The sequence below is a fragment of the Bartonella krasnovii genome, from assembly GCF_003606345.3.
In the GTDB taxonomy this organism is placed as follows: Bacteria; Pseudomonadota; Alphaproteobacteria; order Rhizobiales; family Rhizobiaceae; genus Bartonella; species Bartonella krasnovii.
On sequence record NZ_CP031844.2, the window covers coordinates 1670032 to 1691474 of the forward strand.

At 43.2% G+C, this 21443-nt stretch carries 21 protein-coding genes; 5 read left to right on the forward strand and 16 right to left on the reverse strand.

The genetic code is table 11. The features are described from left to right. Positions 1-67: 67 nt before the first annotated feature. Positions 68-382: a hypothetical protein gene (locus D1092_RS07085; protein ID WP_120121038.1), complete on the forward strand. Its 315-nt coding sequence runs from the start codon at positions 68-70 to the stop codon at positions 380-382. Between the two features lie 523 nt (positions 383-905). On the opposite strand, the gene D1092_RS07095 is transcribed toward D1092_RS07085, so the two are convergent. From D1092_RS07095 to D1092_RS07120, 6 genes are all read right to left on the reverse strand, one after another. Further along, positions 906-1172 (reverse strand): hypothetical protein, encoded by a 267-nt coding sequence (locus D1092_RS07095; RefSeq protein WP_148255689.1) that lies wholly within the window; start codon positions 1170-1172, stop codon positions 906-908. 309 nt (positions 1173-1481) lie between these two features. Continuing rightward, the gene (locus D1092_RS07100; protein WP_120121046.1) at positions 1482-1742 is read right to left on the reverse strand and encodes a hypothetical protein; all 261 of its coding nucleotides are present in this window, start codon (positions 1740-1742) and stop codon (positions 1482-1484) included. Beyond that, positions 1739-2539 (reverse strand): lambda exonuclease family protein, encoded by an 801-nt coding sequence (locus tag D1092_RS07105; RefSeq protein ID WP_120122701.1) that lies wholly within the window; start codon positions 2537-2539, stop codon positions 1739-1741. Before D1092_RS07105 ends, D1092_RS07100 begins: the two co-directional genes overlap by 4 nt. Positions 2540-3413: 874 nt before the next feature. Next, the gene (locus tag D1092_RS07110) at positions 3414-3602 is read right to left on the reverse strand and encodes a hypothetical protein (protein ID WP_120121048.1); all 189 of its coding nucleotides are present in this window, start codon (positions 3600-3602) and stop codon (positions 3414-3416) included. Between the two features lie 2 nt (positions 3603-3604). Then, the gene (locus tag D1092_RS07115) at positions 3605-3994 is read right to left on the reverse strand and encodes a hypothetical protein (protein ID WP_120121050.1); all 390 of its coding nucleotides are present in this window, start codon (positions 3992-3994) and stop codon (positions 3605-3607) included. Between the two features lie 313 nt (positions 3995-4307). Next, on the reverse strand, positions 4308-4625 hold the full coding sequence (locus D1092_RS07120) for a helix-turn-helix domain-containing protein (RefSeq protein ID WP_120122702.1): 318 nt from the start codon (positions 4623-4625) through the stop codon (positions 4308-4310). A 411-nt stretch (positions 4626-5036) separates the two neighbouring features. Between D1092_RS07120 and D1092_RS07125 the strand changes: the two genes are divergently transcribed. After that, positions 5037-6116 carry a YdaU family protein gene (locus tag D1092_RS07125; protein ID WP_120121055.1) on the forward strand — a complete coding sequence of 360 codons (1080 nt, stop codon included), beginning with the start codon at positions 5037-5039 and terminating at the stop codon, positions 6114-6116. Between the two features lie 142 nt (positions 6117-6258). Here the strand turns inward: D1092_RS07125 and D1092_RS07130 are convergent, their stop codons facing one another. Continuing rightward, entirely contained in the window at positions 6259-6468 is a 210-nt protein-coding gene (locus D1092_RS07130) for a hypothetical protein (RefSeq protein ID WP_120121058.1), read from the reverse strand. A 372-nt stretch (positions 6469-6840) separates the two neighbouring features. Here D1092_RS07130 and D1092_RS07135 point away from each other — a divergent pair, with 372 nt between their 5' ends. Next, positions 6841-8796, forward strand: a complete 1956-nt coding sequence (locus tag D1092_RS07135) for a toprim domain-containing protein (protein ID WP_148255690.1) — start codon at positions 6841-6843, stop codon at positions 8794-8796. 6 nt (positions 8797-8802) lie between these two features. Here D1092_RS07135 and D1092_RS07140 read toward each other — a convergent pair whose 3' ends face one another. The 3 genes from D1092_RS07140 to D1092_RS09550 form a co-directional block, all read right to left on the reverse strand. Next, positions 8803-9495: a hypothetical protein gene (locus D1092_RS07140; RefSeq protein ID WP_120121060.1), complete on the reverse strand. Its 693-nt coding sequence runs from the start codon at positions 9493-9495 to the stop codon at positions 8803-8805. A gap of 149 nt (positions 9496-9644) precedes the next feature. Next, positions 9645-10232, reverse strand: coding sequence for a hypothetical protein (locus D1092_RS09900; protein WP_241439571.1), 588 nt, complete (start codon positions 10230-10232; stop codon positions 9645-9647). A gap of 16 nt (positions 10233-10248) precedes the next feature. Next, the gene (locus tag D1092_RS09550; protein WP_167309317.1) at positions 10249-10407 is read right to left on the reverse strand and encodes a hypothetical protein; all 159 of its coding nucleotides are present in this window, start codon (positions 10405-10407) and stop codon (positions 10249-10251) included. A gap of 250 nt (positions 10408-10657) precedes the next feature. Between D1092_RS09550 and D1092_RS07150 the strand changes: the two genes are divergently transcribed. Both D1092_RS07150 and D1092_RS07155 read left to right on the forward strand, forming a co-directional pair. Then, on the forward strand, positions 10658-11239 hold the full coding sequence (locus D1092_RS07150; protein WP_120121066.1) for a hypothetical protein: 582 nt from the start codon (positions 10658-10660) through the stop codon (positions 11237-11239). A gap of 4196 nt (positions 11240-15435) precedes the next feature. Further along, a complete protein-coding gene (locus tag D1092_RS07155; RefSeq protein WP_120121069.1) occupies positions 15436-15759 on the forward strand; it encodes a hypothetical protein in 324 nt (107 codons plus the stop codon). Between the two features lie 1103 nt (positions 15760-16862). On the opposite strand, the gene D1092_RS07160 is transcribed toward D1092_RS07155, so the two are convergent. The 6 genes from D1092_RS07160 to D1092_RS07190 form a co-directional block, all read right to left on the reverse strand. After that, on the reverse strand, positions 16863-18017 hold the full coding sequence (locus D1092_RS07160) for a DUF6990 domain-containing protein (protein ID WP_120121074.1): 1155 nt from the start codon (positions 18015-18017) through the stop codon (positions 16863-16865). 88 nt (positions 18018-18105) lie between these two features. Further along, positions 18106-18474, reverse strand: coding sequence for a hypothetical protein (locus D1092_RS07165; RefSeq protein ID WP_120121077.1), 369 nt, complete (start codon positions 18472-18474; stop codon positions 18106-18108). Positions 18475-19220: 746 nt separating this feature from the next. Then, a complete protein-coding gene (locus D1092_RS07175; RefSeq protein ID WP_241864376.1) occupies positions 19221-19721 on the reverse strand; it encodes a hypothetical protein in 501 nt (166 codons plus the stop codon). Between the two features lie 119 nt (positions 19722-19840). Next, a complete protein-coding gene (locus tag D1092_RS09905) occupies positions 19841-20080 on the reverse strand; it encodes a hypothetical protein (RefSeq protein WP_241440610.1) in 240 nt (79 codons plus the stop codon). Between the two features lie 29 nt (positions 20081-20109). Further along, entirely contained in the window at positions 20110-20667 is a 558-nt protein-coding gene (locus D1092_RS07185; protein WP_120121081.1) for a hypothetical protein, read from the reverse strand. Between the two features lie 418 nt (positions 20668-21085). Then, positions 21086-21298: a hypothetical protein gene (locus tag D1092_RS07190; RefSeq protein ID WP_148255692.1), complete on the reverse strand. Its 213-nt coding sequence runs from the start codon at positions 21296-21298 to the stop codon at positions 21086-21088. Positions 21299-21443 lie beyond the last annotated feature (145 nt).

Below are 21443 nucleotides of genomic sequence, written 5' to 3' on the forward strand. Positions count from 1 at the left end.
ACAGACTGATCTTTTAAACAGAAATTGCTTATAAAAACGCGTTAGCAACAAAAGACAATAAAGCCCTATGTTTAAACCCCTTATTTTATTCGCTATAGCAATAAGCGCTATTTTATTCACGCATCACGCAAAGAGTAGCTGTCCAAAAGATGGATTTTTCGTTGGGGGAACTTCTCCGATCAATTGTATTTCAAAAGAATATATAAGACAAAAAATAGAAAAGAAGCGATTGGAAATAGAACAAGAAGAAGAATGGTCAAAGCTTGAAAAATTTTCCGTTACTTCTTGTCCAAGTAAAGAGTTTCCTGTTTATCGTGGTTTTTCTATTATCGCTTGTGTTTTAAGAGAAAGAATTAGAGCAAGATCGTTTGAAGAGAAATAAGATCAATATCATAGGATTATCTCTGCAATGGTTTATCGTAGGATTCATCATAACGACGATCATGTCCATTCCAATCAATATCCTTTGGCGTTTTCGCTTTAAGGTTCCAGCCTGTTTATTGACCATAATGACAGCCTTGGCGATTATGGCCATACCCTTTATATTCTCTTGGTAGTCTCTCACTCCTTTTGTAAAAAACTTTCTCAAAATATGAAGAACACCGCACATTTTCAAGTATTTTGAACTGTATTTCCCCGCATTGAGATACCATAGCCCAAGTAATACCATAGCCCAAGTACCACCATATCTTCCCCAAGCAACACTTGTGACACTCAAGTCTCTGATACCTCCTTCACCCCCCATTTTCAAACTTACCTTTTTATGGAATTTCCCCTCTCATCAACCCTTACACAAGATCCCTTTCTTCCCCCTCTCATTCTTGTTTTGCTTCTCAACCGATGCTTGGCATATCACACTCAGCAATCCCGCCTCTCATCTTTTCCATTTCCTCCATCCCCAAAAATCAAGCAACTGCGCGCCAATCTTTCCCCCTCACGCACCACGCGCCCACCCTTTTCTCTATTACCCGGCAAACCCCTTTGCTACCCCCTCCCTCAAACAGCACCTCACCCCAAAGCAGTCCGCCCCAAAAGCAGCCCGCCCCAAAAGCAACCCCAATGGACAAAACGAAAATACAACAGCCCCATTCCCCCAGTGAAAAAACACTGGAGACCTTCAACTTATCCGCCATGGAGGGAACCTCTCTCTGCCCCTCAAACACACGCAACACAAAAGCAGCAAGCCTCCATCTTCTCTCTCTGCCCCCCTTACATCTTACCTCCCAAAAGCGCCCCCACTTGACGTTTCCCCAAACACCGCCATTTTCCCCAAGCAATACTTATAACGCTCAAGTCTCTGATGCCTCCTTCACCCCCCATTTTCAAACTTACCTTTTTATGAAATTTTTCCCCTCATCAACCCTTACACAAGATCCCTTTCTTCCCCCTCTCATTCTTGTTTTACCTCTCAACAGACGCTTGGCATATCACACTCAGCAATCCCGCCTCTCATCTTTTCCATTTCCTCCATCCCGCAAAAGTCAAACAACTGCGCGCCAATCTTTCCCCCTCACGCACCACGCGCCCACCCTTTTCTCTATTACCCGGCAAACCCCTTTGCTACCCCCTCCCTCAAACAGCACCTCACCCCAAAGCAGTCCGCCCCCAAAGCAGCCCGCCCCAAAAGCAACCCCAATGGACAAAACGAAAATACAACAGCCCCATTCCCCCAGTGAAAAAACACTGGAGGTCTTCAACTTACCCGTCAAGGATCCGTCACCGCCATGGCGGGAACCTCTCACTGCCCCAACAGCTTGCCTTCAAAAGGCTCCCCCACTCGACGCTCCCCTCTCATCAACCCTACACAAGATCCCTTTTTTCCTCGTCTTATTCTTGTTTTGCCTCTCAACCGATGCTTTGTTTTTACACCCCCCAACCTTTCTTCCACCTCTTTCAAAGCCCTCTCTGTTCTTATTCCAAAGCCTGTCTCAAAACGCTTAATGTGCTGGACCATCTTCTCCAAAGCCTCATTAAAACGATGAATTTCAATTTCAAGCTTTCTAATATAGGCTTCATCACGATAAGCGCGTTTAATTAAAGGGGGCATATCTGGCCAATAGAGCATTAAATCCACCCATTCACGTTGAGAAATCCATAAGCCTCCTTGACATTGAGCTTTATGTTCTTCTGGAAAATTCTTTTGCGCAAAATGAGGAATTAAAATTTCCGGTTTTTTTGTTTTAATTTCCAACAATCCATTCTTCCCCACAAAAGCATCCGGAGAAAATCCTTGTTTGCGATCATCGGCTAAAACAAAGCCAATACATTCGGGTTCTGTCTGTGTCAATTTTCCATAAAGCTGCCGTGCGCTTGGTTCTAATTCTATCCCCCGTCGCTGAGAAAGTGTTGTCCCTTCCTCCACGGTTTTTCCAGTAATTCTTTCTCCTGCCAATTTCATCATTACACTATGATAGCGTGATGTTTTTTGCCCCTGTTTTTTTTCTGCCATGACCATTTCAAACAAAGAAGCCGTAATCAATCCATTGCGCGCTTTTTGCCATTCCTCTGTTCCCTGAACACAATCAATAATTATTGGCATGTTTTCCCCCTTTATCTGGTGTTTTTTTGAATATATTCTCTTTGAAACATCACTCCACACACACTCTTGTCTCTCTCCCCTCTCCCACACCTCCCCAAAAACACCCCCCCCAAAAACAACCCCCCCCCAAAAACAACCCCCCCCAAAAACAACCCCAATGAATAAAACGAAAATACAAACAGCCCCATTCCCCCAGTGAAAAAACACCTATCCCGTCAATGAACCGTCAACTTACCCGCCATGGAGGGAACCTCTCTCTGCCCCTCAAACACACGCAACACAAAAGCAGCAAGCCTCCATCTTCTCTCTCTGCCCCCCTTACATCTTACCTCCCAAAAGCGCCCCCACTTGACGTTCCCCCAAACACCGCCATTTTCCCCAAGCAACACTTGTGACGCTCAAGTCTCTGATGCCTCCTTCACCCCCCATTTTCAAACTTACCTTTTTATGGAATTTCCCCTCATCAACCCTTACACAAGATCCCCTTTCTTCCCCCGTCTCATTCTTGTTTTACCTCTCAATAGACGCTTTGCATGTCACACTCAGCAATCCTGCCTCTCATCTTTTCCATTTCCTCCATCCCCAAAAATCAAGTAACTGTGCGCCAATCTTTCCCCCCTCACGCACCACACGCCCACCCTTTTCTCTATTACCCCGGCAAGCCCCTTGCTAGCCTCCCCCAAAGCAGCCTCCCTCAGTTAGCTTTCCTTCAAACACCACCTCACCCCCAAAGCAGCCGCCCCCAAAAACAACCCCAATGAAGAGAACGAAAACAAAAGCCCCCCCTCATTCCCCCAGTGAAAAAACACTGGAGGCCTTCAACTTACCCGTCCATTTATCCACGATCAGTGAGAAGGAGCTTTTTTTCATGCAGCTATTGCACGACAGAAAAATCATGGTAGCAATATTCTTCTGCTAAGTTTTTTGCCATAGACAGCGCGACCTCTTGCGATATGAAAAGAACAGCATTGTGTTTTTGTGGCTCGAGTCTGATTAAATTTTTAGTCTTTCCAGCATAATAAAGTGGAAAGCCTTGATAAGACGTTTTGAGATAACTTGGCATGATTACCACCAATAATCTGACAAGACATCACAAGGGCGTAAACGATGCTGTTTTTCATAAGAGCCATAGAGATTATCTTCATAGTCGCGTATCACGCTTTCATTTAAACATGCATGATAGGCTTCACTATTCAAAATGAAGGGCTGTAAATGTGTATTTTCTTCATTTATTTCATAATTTTCGACATAACAATCAGCGATTTGTTCGGTCACATCTTCAGCATGATTTGTTGTAAGATCAAATCGTAAAACTTTATAAACAGTTTCAGATTCTTCAATGAGTTCGAGCACTTCTTCGATTTCTTCGATAGGTCCTTCATAGCTATCGGGTTTTTCATCTTCACAAAGAATGATAACAATTTCATCCTCTTTAACGAATGGAATATTTTTCATGATTTTCCCCCTTTAGATAGTTGATAAAGCAAAGCTTCATCTTGACAAGATCAAATATAGCGTTAGTCTTATATCCTCTATAGGAGAGATGTCAAGCATTTTATCCTTCATAAAAGATATATTTTAAATCTTTGCGGGGTTCAAATGGCATATAGAAATAAAGATCTGCTATTTCTGTTTCCCCTCATGTTCTTTTTTTGTTCGCTATTTGTTCTCACTTAATTGCAACGATAAACACACAGGAGAGATAAAATGAGTGATATAATATTAATAGAATACTGGAGTCGTCTTGATTCAAAAGCACAAAAAGAGATTATTTTGAAGCTTCGTCAACGGGTCGCCGCAAAAGAGTTAAAATCGCCTGTCTCTCTTCAGGAGAGAGCTTTGAAATAAGCTCTAGAAATTCTTTATCTTCAGGGCTAGCCCCTTTTCCGTAAAGAATATAATTCATACTGATATCAATTTCGTGACAAATTCGCGAGAGAGATTCGATTGTTGGTTCTTTTCCTTCAGAAAGGATAGAATGAAGGTATCCCGCGCCTTTACCGGCAGCGAGGGAGATAGATCTTTTTGATCGTCCACTTTTTTCCAAAGCGGTCCTTAATCTTTTACGCCAACCATCGATATTCATAATTTCACCATATAGCGCGTCTTTTAAAAAAAACACGTCCTTTTTACAAAACGGGCTTGCAATATCCTCCAAAAAGGATAAAATTAAGGAAACAAATTTTATTTTTTAGGGGGAAATAAAAAATCATTTTTTGCTCATAAAAACACTTTAACCACACCACGAGAAATAAAAGACCACTTCCAAAAACTGATTCATTGAGAAGTGTTGTCCTTTTTATTTTTTCCATCATTGTAATCTCAAGTTTTAATTAAGTTTTCATGCCCTTCAAGCGCATCCACTCATTGATAAATATTATAAAAGAAGTTTCTTAATCGTTATTGAGCAGAGCCAAAGGTAACACACAAGCTAAATTTCTGTTTGCGCTTTTATCGTCAATAAAACTGTATAAGAAAGAAGAAAGTAGATTGCCATATGAAACACGTTGATCAACAAGAAACTCCTCACTATGAATCGTCTAAGCTTCCATATGTTTGTTGGTACCAAAATGACTTTCTAGGAGGTGTTCGTGGCATGCGGGCACACGAGATTGGAATTTATACGATTCTTCTCAATGAAATGTATGCACGTGGTCGTCCCCTAGAAATATCGGAAGAACGTTTAGCGCGTCTTTGCGGTTGTGACAAGCGAACTTTTGTTAATGTCTTAGGAATGCTCATTCGAGAGGGGAAGGTTTTAAATTTAGCCAATGGCTTATGGAACCAGCGTTGCGACAATGTTTTTCAAGAGCGTGAAAAATTGCTTGAACAAAAATCCTTTGCGGGTCGTTCTTCGGCAAAAAAGCGCAAGAAAATCAATGCTGAGATTCAACAACTGCTTAACGAGCGCACAAAAGATGATCAACAAAGCTCAGAAGCTCAAAAGGCAGAAGAAAAGGAAACACCTATCGGTGTTTTTGAAAAGAATAGGGTATTTGATGAGAAAGAATCTGTCCTTTCGAGCGAAGAGAGCCTTAAACAAAGTGCACCATCCCCCACTTTGACTTTTTCCTCCTCACTAGTCGACGCCTCACCGGCACAAACAAAGCATGAAAACGGCGCCACCACCACTTCCCAAGCAGAGGCGCGAGAAGCCCCTCTCAGAGCAAATGTTCCACCAAAAAACACAAAAAACGCCGCCAATTCCGCCAATCTTGAATCATTGAGCTTCTCAACATCGCCTTTATCACCTTGTTCCAACAAAAAAACCACCCCCTCCAGCATCATCAAAGGACACCGCCTTCCTGAAACTTGGCAAGCAGATATCAAGGCAGCCATTTTAGAAGGTTTAAGTGAGAGCCAAGCCCATTGGCAAGCCAAGAAATTTCGCGACTATTGGCAAGCCAAGAGCGGCAAAGAAGCTCTCAAAGCAGATTGGCAAGCCACATGGCGTAACTGGTTTCGCCGTGAGATCGAACGGCAAGAACTGCAAAAACAGGAAAGCGCCTCACCGCGCGCCTCTGAGAGCAACGATAGCCTTTACCGCAGTCTGATCAACTATACCGACGATTGTTGATATCACATGACTTAGCCATTTTCTCACACAAGCAAACGCGGGGGCACAAATGTTTCAAAACCATAAACAAAATCTCATCAGAAAAAACACTCCCCACCCAAAAAACAGGCAAAGCAGCCACCATAAAACGCATCACTATCCCCTACACAGTTCTCATCATAACAGCCCATGTCCCACATGCCTCATCTTTTTCACGCAAAGAAACACAACACCCACAAACCACCCCGCCTTCTCTTCCACACACCTCAAAGCCCACAGCCTCAACCCACACAGCGCTTGCCATACCTTGCTCACCCCACCCTTGCGCCACTTTCCCACCAGCAAGAGCTCCACTTGCCACAGAGGCAAACACAGAGCAAACCCTTCACACCCGCAAACCGCCTCACCTTCTCTTCCACACCCCCCCCCAAAGCCCACCGCCTCAACCCACAGCCTCAACCCACAGCCTTGCCATACCTTGCTCACCCCACCCTTGCGCCACTTTCCCACCAGCAAGAACTCCACTTGCCACAGAGGCAAACACAGAGCAGCCATTTTAGAAGGTTTAAGCGAGAGCCAAGCCCATTAGCAAACCAAGAAGTTTTGTAATGACGAGCAAGCCAAAATCCGTAAAAAAAACCTCAAAGCAGATTGGCAAGCGCCATAGCACTATGGATTTCGCCATGAGATTGTATGGCAAGAACAGCAAAATAGAATCCCAAAACGCATAAGATCACGCATAACCATGAGCACAATTTTTGAAATCAAACAAAAACTTATCGCCCAAGCTGATCGGATAGCAGAAATGCTTCTTCCCCAAGGATATAAACGTGGCAACCATTGGATTGTTGGCAATACACGCGGTGAGCCTGGTCAAAGTTTATCGATTTGCTTAAACGGCACTAAAGCAGGCCTTTGGTATGATTTTGCAGAAGGTATCGGAGGCGATATTTTAGACCTTTGGTGTGAAGTCAAAGGCATTAATCTCTCTCAAGCACTCGAAGAAGCACGCGCAGCTCTCAATCTCACACGCCCCAAGCCCTTTATGGTTGCTCAACGTTCCTATCGACGCCCACCAGTTCCCAAAGGGCATCCCCCCAAAAATCGCGTCAAAACCTATCTCCACAAAGAACGCCATATTCCTCTAGAGGTTATCAAGCGCTACCGCATAGGAGAAGAGGGAGAAAAAATCATTTTCCCCTTTTATAAGCCCGATGGCACCCTTGCTTTAGTCAAAGAACGACTTGCTCAAGCAGGTGCCAAAACAAAACCCACAACAGCCCAATGTGAACCGATTTTATTTGGTTGGCAAGCCCTTTACCCTACCAACCACCCGCACACCTCAAACCCCGCCGCCTCAACCCACACCGCTCCGCACACCCCAAACCCCACCGCCTCAGCCCACAGCGCCATGCACACCTCTCAACCCACACCCCACAGCCCTACACAGATACCTCAGCATGCCGACCCTGCGTTGTTTCCCATGCTTTCTTCAACAAACCGGACAATTGTCATCACGGAAGGGGAAATTGATGCGCTATCGCTTGCCGCCTATGGCTATCCGGCGGTCTCTGTTCCCTTTGGCGGTGGAAAGGGGGGCAAGCACAATTGGATTGAAAATGAATTTGATCATTTAGAAGCGTTTGAAACTATTTTTTTAGCCACCGATATGGACCAGCCCGGAGAAGAAGCCGCCCATGAAATTGCCAGCAGGCTTGGGCGTCACCGTTGCTACCGTGTGCGCTTACCCCGCAAAGATGCCAATGAGTGTTTAACTGCAGGGATTGATGCAGACACTATAAAAGCGGCTTTTACTTGTGCCAAAAGCTTTGCCCCAGAAGGTTTACGACGCGCCTTAGACTATAAAGATCAAGTGATTGGGCTTTTTTGGCCAGAGCCTGAAAAACATCTTGGCTATACAGTTCCCTACCCTAAACTTGAAGGTAAATTGCATTTTCGCCCCGCAGAATTAACGCTGTGGAGCGGGGCGAGTGGTGCGGGCAAAAGCCAATTGTTATCCGACTGTATTCCCCATTGGATTGCGCAAAACAGTCGCCTTTGCTTAGCCTCTTTAGAAATGAAAGGAGAACAATCGCTCCGGCGTTTAACCAAACAAACGGGCGGCTTAGAAAAGCCTACAAAAGAGACCATTGAACGCATTTTACATTTTTTAGACGATGGGCTTATTCTTTATGAACATGTTGGCAAATCAAGTGTCGACACTTTGCTTGATGTTTTTGACTATTGTCGTGCACGCTATGGGTGCGACCAATTTATTATCGACAGTCTCATGCGCCTTGGCATTGTCTGTGATGATTATGCAGGACAAGAACAAGCGGTTTATAAAATGGTTGATTGGGCTATTTTAAACAATGTACATATTCATCTTGTGGCACACGCCCGCAAAGGGGGACTGGATAAAGATATCCCCGGAACAGAAGATATTAAAGGCGCCTCAGAAATTGGAGCAAATGCTTTTAACATCATCACCATTTGGCGCAATCGGTCTTTAGAAGACAAAATTTTTGCCGCCTCGCTAGCGCAAGAAAAAGCCGATTTAACCAAACGCCCCGGTGTCATTATGAATATTGCCAAACAACGTTCTGGCGATTTTGAAGGCAAAGTCGGGCTTTGGTTTGATCCCCAAACCTACCGCTATCGCTGTTCTTTTGAACAATCTTCTCCCCGGCGTTATCTTTAACGCCCCTTAAAAAACCACTCTCTTAAAAAATGCCTTTCCCATCACACGCGCAGACTTCATTCCCTGATAAATCAAAGGAAAAAGAAATCCCACAATGAAGATAAATACATCCTTATTCGAGAACCAAAGCCAACTCCAACCCAAACGCTCTGCGCCCCACTGAACAAAATTAAAGACTAAAGCCAAGATGCAAATAAACAGCAGAAAATTCAAAACACGCAACACCCTCTGCACCAGAGTATCGCTCTGCGCGCGTATAAAAAAACTCAAGAGCAGTTTCAACAAGAGTGCCAAGACCAACGCCTTCAAGAACATGACCCTGATGCTATCGATATTTTTGACGCCCACCACAAAAAGCCCCAGGATCCCCCCCATCAAGCCACAAAAGAGGAGCACCTTTACGAACCCAGCCCAAGCAACAGGCAGACTTTTTACACCCCCATGCAGCAAACCAAGGACAGCGGCAAAAATGCAAGAAAACAGCGCTCCTTTCAACAACAATTCCCCGCTCACAGTGTAACGCCCTAAGCCTGCGAATATAAAACCAAGGTAAGTCGCAATCACGCCATAAAAGAGCACCCACCTGCCAAAAAACATCCAGCCTTTCACCCCGCGGCGCGCAGCCGCCTTATCAAGAAAAAACAAGCCAACAGCCAAAATGCAGACCAATAACAGTAAAAATAACCCCTCAAGTAGCATCAACGCACTTCCTCATCAAATCGCAGAAAAAAAACGTTCACAATGCCCCCCTCTCTCTCCAAGAGGCGAAATCCAAGGGCAATTTCACCCATACTCTATTCACCCCCATATCCTTTCACCCCCATACTCTATTCACCCCCATACTCTATTCACCATTGCCGAAAACACGACTCTATACAAACGAGCCCCAACATTTTCTCCTTGTCACACAGAAAAGCTTGGGCCGCCACAAGAGCACAGACGAGGCAAAGGAGGACAATGCAGCCAATTGCCATTCTTTTCCAAAAGCAAGCTTGAGGCACAACCGAACTCTCCCCTCCCATATAAAGAAAATCAAACCAAGTTATACCAAGGCGTTTTGCCCCTCGATCAATAAGTGCCAAAACAAGTCCAAGAACAAGACACCAAAGGACGTCAAACACCCACCTATTGGAAAACCAAAGCCAAGCCATGGCCGAATGCTCAGCTTGCTTATAAATAAAATGAGTGACAGCAACAAAAATGAAGCCAAACAACAGCATCTTGAAGAAAAAAACCTTATTTACACCGCGCCGCTGCAGTACTTCATACCCCACCATAAGGAGAATGCCGGGAGTACCATAAAATGCCAAAGCCCGTAAAAATACCCCCCACGTCATCCCCAACGCCTTCATTTCCTCATAAACAGCGCAAAAGACAGCAACCACAATGCCAAAAAACACCAGTCTCTTCAAAGATAAAATTCTGCGCAACGCCATGGCCGCCCCCATCAAATTATTCGCTCATCAAGCTATTTAAGGAAAATTTACCATGCAACAAAACACCCCTCTTTTCAAGAGGCAAAATCCATGGGGCACGCCCCCCCACAGCACAACAATCCAAGCCATCCCCAAGAGCGCATAACGCACCACGCACATCCCCCCAACAGCTCACCAGCCCCACCACATTTTTTAAAAAAAACATGCGCTTTACAAAACTTTTATACGCAACACGCCCGCCCTTAAAACAAACAAAGCCCCTCCCCATGGCGCGCAACAATTCCAGGCAAACCCGCCTCCCTCACGCCCGCCCACCCCATGTCTTTTTTCTAAGGCCCCCTCTCTTTCCCAAAAAAACAGAGAATGGACAGGCAATATTTTTTAAAAAACGAGAAACAAACGATACTTTATTTTAAGGAGATGAGATGAACCATCAAGATAAGAAAAAAAACACACACCCTCTTGAGCTTCACGAGAAAGAAAAACACACGGGACATTTAAAGACGCAAGAAGTCGCCCTTGAAACGAGCAATCCTTATTTTCAGTCTGCTCATCCAGAAAGTTCCAGCAACCCGCGCACCATCAAAGTTCTTGTCAATGCACAAAGCCGTCCCATTGCGCTTTTATATGCAAAAGGCCATATCAGTAAGGCACAATATAAAGCCGCAGAACGTTTTTATTTTTACTGGCGTCACAGTCAAGCAGACTTGCACATGAGCCTTGACTACACCCGTGAAAAAGTTTCCTCTAGCCAAGGCTATACCCACCCCATTGAACAGCAAATAGAAGCCTCCAATCATTTAAAAACCATCAAAGGACAACTGGGTATTCTTGGCTATTCACTGCTTGAACAGGTTATCGGTTATGGACAAGCGATTAAAGAATTAAATCCTTCAAAACGCAAACAAAACTCTCTTGCCGATCATTTACGCGATTGTTTAGACTTACTTGCCTTTCATTGGGGTTATGCAAACCATAAACATTCTAACTATAAACATACGGAATAATTCCCTCTCTTTGATCTATAGAATAGACAACATTTTTTAAAAACAAACCCACTGTTATCTGAAACGCCGCTCCCAAAACATGAGTCTCCTAACGCCCCCACACCACACGAAAATGCTTCACTGTCCCATCAAGCAACCCAAGGAAAACAACCATAATTTCCCCTCCTTTCAAACCTCAAACAAAAGCCAGCCCCCGGCGCCTAAACCAGATATCTACACGCCCCCACACCACACAACACACCAACAGCTCTCCCCACCACAGCTAAAAACACGCGCCTCACAAAATCCCTATACGCAACACGCCCAGCCTTAAAACAAAGCCCCCATCCCACACTAACCCTACCCCGCCAGCCTACCCCGCAAGCCTACCCCACCAGCCTACCGCACAAGCCTACCGCACCAGCCTACCCCGCCAACCTACCGCACTAACCCTACCCCGCCAGCCTACTGCACAAGCCTACCCCACCAGCCTACCGCACAAGCCTACCGCACCAGCCTACCCCGCCAACCTACCGCACAAGCCTACCCCGCAAGCCTACCCCACCAACCTATTGCCATAGGGAGGTATTTTTGTTGTTTTTTTTATTAAAGAATAAATATGGTTGTATATGTCATAACATCTTTAAAGACTTAAGTTGACAGTGAATTACAAAATAAACCTTCAATGAAAAGGAAGTATTCATAACGTTTTAAAGCATAAAAAACAAAGTTTTATTTTTTATAAAAAGTATTTTTATATTGCTCTCTTTTAAATTTTCTGTTAGTCATAGAAGGGTAAGTCTTCTAAATTTATTCTTTTTTGATATTTTACGATCTAATGTTGAAAATCTTCTTAATTCTTGCCTTCTGCTTGAAACAGAGGGCTTTTTTTTATGACTGTATTATCTTAAAACCCTCTTAAACTTTGTGCTCTTCTTCCATAAGTCCTCCCTGCAAAAGAGATTATTCTTTTTTTTCAATCAACTTAAAAACTCTCCCTCAAAAGGCAAGGCGTTGAAGAGAGAAGCTGTTTTACGGCATACGCTGTTTTATGACACAACAGAATCGCTAATATTTTTCTTTATCGTTGAAACATCAATAGGATATTTTATCCTGGCAACGAATTGATGAATTATAGTTTTTTGCTCTTCATCTTAGAAATTTTAGTCTAAAAGAGCTAATTCTTTCAGACTTCCTTATCTTTTAACACAGGCTTTTCTTCTTTATCTCAAAATTCACCAAACCCCTTAAAATTCACCAAACCATCGACTCATTACAAGCAAAAGAGCTCGTATAAAATAAAACACATCAAAGATTAAGGAAGCACAAAAATTGACTCAATTCATTATGTTCTATGATAAAGTGTCATTCTTTAAAGGCGACATGAATAAAACCTTTGAAATCAATGAAATATTAATCAAATCCATTAGCTAAACCAAAAGCCAAATTGGGGACAAATGCCTCATAAATTTTGTATGATTTAATAAAATCAAGAAAAAGACAAAAAAATAGCACAAAAATATCTTAATTCTCATAGAGATCTGAAATCCATTACGATGACCTGTCATCAGTGAGTCTTACTCTATAACCCTCTCAAATATTGAGGAGACAAAGCAAATATCTATAAAATACACAAACCGGTAGAGATAAATAAAAATAAATCTCTTGGGCTTTCTCTATTTTTATGAGATATGCCTTCCCCTATGGATGCACTCGCGCCTTATAAAGAGTGCATCCATCCCCCATCGGATGCATGCCTAACCCTCATGGCATGCATCCATCCCCCATCGGATACACGCCTAACCCTCATGGCATGTACCCAATCTCATAAGAGGATGCACTCCGCCCTCACAAAGAGTGCATCCTTCCCCTCAAGGGATACACGCCTAACCCTCATGGCATGTACCCAATCTCATAAGAGGATGCACTCGCGCCTCACAAAGAGTGCATCCTTCCCCTCAAGGGATACACGCCTCACCCTCATGTGGCATGTACCCAATCTCATAAGAGGATGCACTCGCGCTTTAAAAAGAGTGCATCCTTCCCCTCAAGGGGTACACGCCTAACCCTCATGGCATGTACCCAATCTCATAAGAGGATGCACTCCGCCTTGCATCAAAGAGTGCATCCTTCCCCTCAAGGGGTACACGCCTAACCCTCATGGCATGTACCCAATCTCATAAGAGGATGCACTCCGCCCTCACAAAGAGTGCATCCTTCCCCTCAAGGGGTACACGCCTAACCCTCATGGCATGTACCCAATCTCATAAGAGGATGCACTCCGCCCTCACAAAGAGTGCATCCTTCCCCTCAAGGGATACACGCCTCACCCTCATGTGGCATGTACCCAATCTCATAAGAGGATGCACTCTAGCCTTCAAAAGAGTGCATCCTTCCCCTCAAGGGATACACGCCTAACCCTCATGGCATGTACCCAATCTCTAGAGGATGCACTCCGCCTTGCATCAAAGAGTGCATCCTTCCCCTCAAGGGATACATGCCTAACCCTCATGGCATGTACCCAATCTCTAGAGGATGCACTCTAGCCTTCAAAAAGAGTGCATCCTTCCCCTCAAGGGGTACACGCCGAACCCTCATGTGGCATGTACCCAATCTCTAGAGGATGCACTCCGCCCTCACAAAGAGTGCATCCTTCCCCTCAAGGGATACATGCCTAACCCTCATGGCATGTACCCAATCTCTAGAGGATGCACTCTAGCCTTCAAAAAGAGTGCATCCTTCCCCTCAAGGGATACACGCCGAACCCTCATGGCATGTACCCAATCTCTAGAGGATGCACTCTAGCCTTCAAAAAGAGTGCATCCTTCCCCTCAAGGGATACACGCCTAACCCTCATGGCATGTACCCAATCTCATAAGAGGATGCACTCCGCCCTCACAAAGAGTGCATCCTTCCCCTCAAGGGGTACACGCCTCACCCTCATGTGGCATGTACCCAATCTCATAAGAGGATGCACTCTAGCCTTCAAAAAGAGTGCATCCTTCCCCTCAAGGGATACACGCCTCACCCTCATGGCATGTACCCAATCTCATAAGAGGATGCACTCTAGCCTTCAAAAGAGTGCATCCTTCCCCTCAAGGGGTACACGCCGAACCCTCATGGCATGTACCCAATCTCTAGAGGATGCACTCCGCCCTCACAAAGAGTGCATCCTTCCCCTCAAGGGGTACACGCCTCACCCTCATGTGGCATGTACCCAATCTCTAGAGGATGCACTCCGCCCTCACAAAGAGTGCATCCTTCCCCTCAAGGGGTACACGCCTAACCCTCATGGCATGTACCCAATCTCATAAGAGGATGCACTCCGCCCTCACAAAGAGTGCATCCTTCCCCTCAAGGGATACACGCCGAACCCTCATGTGGCATGTACCCAATCTCTAGAGGATGCACTCCGCCCTCACAAAGAGTGCATCCTTCCCCTCAAGGAATACACGCCTAACCCTCATGGCATGTACCCAATCTCATAAGAGGATGCACTCGCGCTTTAAAAAGAGTGCATCCTTCCCCTCAAGGGATACACGCCGAACCCTCATGTGGCATGTACCCAATCTCATAAGAGGATGCACTCGCGCCTCACAAAGAGTGCATCCTTCCCCTCAAGGGGTACACGCCTAACCCTCATGTGGCATGTACCCAATCTCTAGAGGATGCACTCCGCCCTCACAAAGAGTGCATCCTTCCCCTCAAGGAATACACGCCTAACCCTCATGGCATGTACCCAATCTCATAAGAGGATGCACTCGCGCTTTAAAAAGAGTGCATCCTTCCCCTCAAGGGATACACGCCTCACCCTCATATGGCATGTACCCAATCTCTAGAGGATGCACTTAAGCGTAAAGTGAGCGCATCCTTCCCTTTACGGATTTGACTCAATTTTCATCACATCTCATTTTAATTTTAATGAACCCTCATTTTATAAATCTTTGGTCAATGGCACAAAAAGAACTTTTATAGCAGTTCTTTTACCACCCATCTTACGGTATTCCACTTCCGGACACAGCTTTTGAGCTTTTTTAAATATCCATAAAACAGAATCATAAAGAATTGATTTAGGCAATTAAGAGTAAATTTTGTCAAAATATAGACAAAGTTTATTCTTTTTTATGACTGTTGTATTTTTACTATAGTCATTTAAAGTGAATTTATATATGATACGTATCGATATTTATTTATAGAAATAAATATAGGAGAAAACTATGAATATCAGATATTTTTTTATAGCGGGGGCCGTTACAAGCGGTTTAGCTCTTGCGATTCAAAAGTCTGATCGTATAGTCAATCAAGCACCCTCTCCTATTGTTGCTCCTTATACTGTTGAAAAGACACATTTACATCTTTTAAAACAAGTAATGAGCCCATCGGATACATTGAATATACTGAGAACAGCGAATAGAACTGCATCAGAACAAGCATCAATAGATGATATCTATGAAAAAGGAAAAAGTTTATTAACTGCCATTGCTAATTTTTTAGTATCAATATTGGTATATTTTCTACAAACGGTTTCTGCAAAAGTATAAGATAAAAAAGTTCTTAAAATAAAGTTTTATACATTTTGTATATAATAAAAAGAAATATAAAAGCCCTTTTAAAGGAGGGCTTTTATTTTAATTTGTGTTGTATTTTATGGACCCAAAATCAGCAACTCAAGAAAAGCACTTGATTTCATCTTCCTCCCTCTTGAATGGCTCTCAGGCTCTAGCCCTAAGCTCTAGATCTCATACTGTTTTTCGTCAAAGAAAGACCACAATTATGCCGTTTTTCCAGTTAATTCTTCTCTTTTCAAGAAGATGCCTTTCCTCCCACTTCAACTTTCCCCTATACCACGAGAATTGACTTCCAAGCCTTGATGAACCCAAACCTTAATGAACCCCAAGTCTTAATGAATAAGGCGCCTAAAAATATGAAGAAACCCCTCTAAATTTTTTATCCCCCTCTCCCCACGCCTTAAAAGATGATATTTTGTCAGAATGCTCTCTCCCAGAGAAGAGACAAAATTTCTCAATCTTAAAAAAAATCCAGTGCTTTTAAAACCGTTTTCGCCTCTTGCACGCTTTAGTCGCTCTACTAGGCTTCCCACTTTAAAAGCCCCTCCTCTCTAAGGAAAGGTTTTCATGAGCTCTTTTGGTAAATCTTATCCTCAAATATTCATCACAGATTAAATATTCATCACAGATTTTCATAAAAAACACCGGCTTTCACAAAAAACGACCAGAATCTATAAAAATATCCTCATACCGGAAAGAACAGTGTTTTACGCAATCAATAATGATGTATTTAGTTTTATTTAAGCTTAAATATTTTCTCAATCTCTAGCGTGTTTTTTCGCATAATAAAGCGGCTTTTCTTAAAACAAATAGAATTTAAAAAACAAAAAAGAGACAAATTGACCATCATTTGTCTGCCCCTCATCTTGAATAAGAAAACATTTTCAGCTTACTTTTTTAAAACCTTCTGTCCTTTTTGATTTTTTCCAGCCCTTGTATTCTGCTTTTATTGTGTATTTTACCCTTGTATTTTACTTGTATTGCTTTGGGGTAAAAACCTCTCAATCATGGGGCTCATGCTTCTTTCAATAAGACTGTCATCAAATCAGAAGGCGCTCTCCAATAGCTTCAGGAAACTAATCGATTTTTATATCCATAAATGCAGGCTCACCGTCTTTGATATAGGTAATATCAGGCGCATGTTTGACCCCCTCAGTTTCTATAACAAGAGGTTCATCACTCACATCGTATCCTTGTTGCCTTAATTCTTGTTTTTTCTCCTCGACTATTTTTTGATGCAAATCTCGTTTTTGATGACATAAATAAGGATTTCTCACTCGGAAAATTTGAGTGTCCTTCACTTCTATGGCACAGATCTTTGCCACCTGTTCCAGCAGATCGTAACTGAAATTTCCTAGCCTTTTCACCTCTTGAGCCATCACCATTGCGCGTTCCAGATGGATTTTTTCAATGGTTTCATCAAAGCCAAGTTTATCCCCTCGCGAAAAACTTTCATCATAAGAAGCTAAAGTCTCCACATCCCCCAGCAAGGCAAGAGCTCCAAGATGCAACAGCGCATAAGGAGCTAGCTCTGCTTCAACGGTTGACCATACTAAAGAGTCTCTTTCCCAAGGTGGAATACGATATTGAGAGTAAAGCATTTCATGCAGACAATCCTCTTCCATTGCCCATGCTAAAGTTTTATCAAGTTCTTTCTTTAAACGCTGCGCACTCACTTTCTCTTCAAAAATTTCCAATCCATTGGGGACAAAATTTATAAATACCGTTGGCAAAACCCCAGAATTAAGAGGATTAATGGTCTGACAAGCCGCCGCAAAAATACCACTCATCACGAGAAGTCCGCGATCAAAGGGGGAAAATTCTTCTACGTGTTTCTCGTTATAGAGAAACTGCACTTCGCGATCGGATAAAAAGAAGGTTGCCAAATGATCTTCTTTTCTCAACAATTCTACGAACCACCCCAAGCTTTTTAACAGCGCTGTTGCACTTTCCATGGTGAGAATTTCATCATCATCGATCAAGAACTCTTTTCCCTCTTGTTCCAAACGCCTCTTCAGCACCACAGCTTCATCCTTCCAAAACTGTTGTGTTGCCAAATCATTTTCTTTCAGCACGCGTTCCAGCTCGCCTTTCACTTGGAAATTCATTTTCATCCGTTTGAAGACAGAAATATAAAGAGCCAAAACCAGCATGATAATGATCATAAAAACAACAATCATCACCCAGAACTCAGGATCCAAGAGATATACGACGATAGGATTATTGTTCATTTTCCCCTCTTATTCTTGGTTAAAGCCCCCTCTCATTCTTGGTTAAAGCCCCCTCTCATTCTTGGTTAAAGCCCCCTCTCATTCTTGGTTAAAGCCTATGCGAGAGAGAATTTATGAGCTCTCGTACAGAGAATGCTTCTTCTAATTTTTGAATATTTTCTTGCAATTGATCTGTTACACTGCGACGAATCCGGAACATTACCGGAATCAAAAAAAGAGCAGAGCCCATTATGATGACCGTTGCCTTAAAGATCACAAGATGCACCACATATTGCCACCCTGTCAGCTGCCAATTTAAGACATCTGGTATTTCTAGAATCATTCTCCAAAGGATAATGAGAACAGCAAGAGCGAAGATAACTTTATAATCCCTTGGTGAGAGCAATGCTTGCTGGAACGCAAAAGAATGGATAGTTTTATGCGTTTCTTGCTCTGATGTCCAATTTTGCTCTTTCATTTTTTCCCTCTCAACTCTTTAAACACCCCCCTCTCATTCCTTGCTAAAGTCTATACGAGAGAGAGCTAGCTCTCATACATAAGAGTGCTTCTTCTCATTTCTGGATCTTTTTTTGCAATTAAGGCATGAAGATGCAGGCAAAATCGGAAAATGAAAAAAAGAGTACAGGCGGTTCATGGCTTGCCTCATTTATAAAAATCATAATACTTGTGGGATCTTTCCCCCGCTTTCCTTCCTCAAACAGTGAAGATTTTCAACCCGTGCCAATCTTTAAAACACATAAGTTCCAATCTGCGCTTTTTCTTTCCCCAAAATCTCCCCTTTTGTCAAGAAAATTTACAAGCTCTCACGCTATAAGATTCATCTCAAAACCTCTATAAACAAGGCGGCTAAAAATAGGAACCAGCCCTTAAAGACCGCAATCGCCTACACTCAAAACGGCTCTTTTACCGATCCTCCCCACTCAAATGAGTAAAGCCAAGTGCCCTAAACGCACTCTAAGCTCTAGGGACCCCACACCTCTCACCCCACACAGTCTTTAATCCCACACAGCCCTTACTCAATGATGATCTACAATTTGCGCTTTTTCTCCCCCAAAAATGCCATTCACCCTCCCCACCCTTTTAGAGCAATGTTATATGGCAAAGCCCCTAAAGACCCCCAAAAAACTTCAAAGGCAAAATGTTATCGAGAGCACTCCCCATCAATGCTCAATTTCTCAGCATTTCTCTGATTTTTTTCCTGGCTCATGATTTTTCAAAAGCTATCTCCTGCTCTTTCAACAGGCTTTTCAGTTCTTGTTTTAAACAACGATATCTTCTCGCCAACTTAAAGACACCATAATAAAGTTGCAAAATCCACACGGGCATAGCCGCAAACCAAACTGTCACGAACATAAGTACAAAACACAATATTGTCACAAGAATCTCGTCCATTTTTACGCTCACGCCCTTTTTATCGCGATCTTTTTGCTGAGGGGTTATTCTCCCCTGTTGCTCATTTATTTTGTTCAATTTCCGCGTATTTTTTACCAACAAACGCCACAATATGATGCAGAGGATCACCATAACGGGGGTCAAAACCAAAACCCCCACACCAATAATTGTCCAGAGCGCACATACAGCGTGAAAAAGAGAACTAGCCTGCCCCCCTGTCAAATTCCCTTGTTCCAAGGAGGGTAGAAAGAAGATTCTGTTCCCCAACTCAATCATGAGTGAAAGAAGACAAATGACAAAATATTCTCGCACAAAAGAATACTCTTTCTCAAAAAAATTGAGCAGTTTGTTATAAAATGTTGAATTTTTCCCCTTCATTTGCTCTTCCCTTTTTTATACAAGCGCATTTTTATATAAGCGCATTTCTTTTTTCACGCCACCCTCTTTTCACGCCCCATAAAAAGTGCGATACATGGCTCTTCTCTCCATAGCTCTTTTCTTATTTTCGAATCAATCTCCCAGAGATTTAAAAAAGAGCGTTTTTTAAAAAATGCTCTTACCCTCCAAATGACGTTAAGAGCATTTTCCTCATCACAAACGACATAGGCGTCATCACCCTTCTCTGATGATTCTTCACCCCTCTCCTCTTCTTGTGTCACGCGTTGTATCACGAGAATGGCTGAACATGGCTTCTTCCCCCTCACGATAATGGTGAAAGCCCTTGGCTCTTGACATGTTTTAATTCGCGTTTCACGTTACAATACAATCTCACGCGCTTGAAGAAAAAAGAATAAAATTCCAAAATCAGCATGACAACGCCTGCCGTAAAAGACACTTCAAGCAAAATGATAAAACAAAGGAATGCGATAAAAAAACGGCTTATATTTTCTCTATCGATTTTTGCGGGATGACTTTGTTGATTGGTTGTTTGCCCCCGTTGCAAAAGTATTTCATTCAACTGCTGAATCTTTTTCTTCAACACATGCGTTAAGATGAGATAAAGCACCAAGAAAACAGGCATCAAAGCAAACACACAGACCATGATGACTTCACGTAGCACAAAGAAGGCAAAAAGCGTGTTCTCTTGAGCAATAGTCAACGGCTTTTTGAATTCTAAGAATATCAAAAAAAACCACCCACACAGCGCAACGATCACAGAAATAAAAAAAATGATACGATGCTCTTTATAGGAAAGAAAGGACTCTTCAAGAGCAAAAGAGCGCGGCTCTTTACCCCCTATTGAATTTTTCCCCTTCATTTGCTCTTTCCTTATTCACAAAATTCCCTTATTGGCAAAACTCTTTTTTCTTTCTTGACACAAACCATCTCTTAAGTAAAACGCATTGTCAGCCAACAGAAATCCTTAAAGAGAACAAGATATCCTCAATTTTGTCCCCATACACGGATCCCCTCAATCTTGATAATGTCAACCATTAAAGACCGCCCCTTCGCGGTTTTGTTGTAAAGTTTTGTTGTAAAGAAGCACGCGCCTGAACATTTCAAAACCAAGGCTTATCACCCCCATTTCATAGATCCCCATGAGTGGTATCGCAATAACACTCTGATAAATCTATAAAAATTCAGCACCTCATTCCATCACCCCCCATGGCTTTAATCGTATCATCAAACACCATCATAATGCCTCACCCACAAGCAACACCAGCCCCCACAACCGCCTATCCACCGCCACGAACAGCCATCCCCGCACCGCCCTTAACACACCCCCTGCGCGCCCCCACACACCCACAAGCGCACAAGCAACACCAGCCCCCACAACCGCCTATCCACCGCCACAAACCACACGCCCGCACCGCCCTTAACACACCCCCTGCGCGCCCCCACACACCCACAAGCGCACAAGCAACACCAGCCCTTTTGAGAAGGTTCATAAAAAGCATTTTCTCTCAATCATTTCCCTCTAACCAAGCTTCATGATTTTCAAGAAAGTGATTGATGCAATCTAAAAAATTCAACCTAAAAAAATGGACCATGAAAAATCTTAATGCACGCTCATTCAACGAAGGATCAATAATC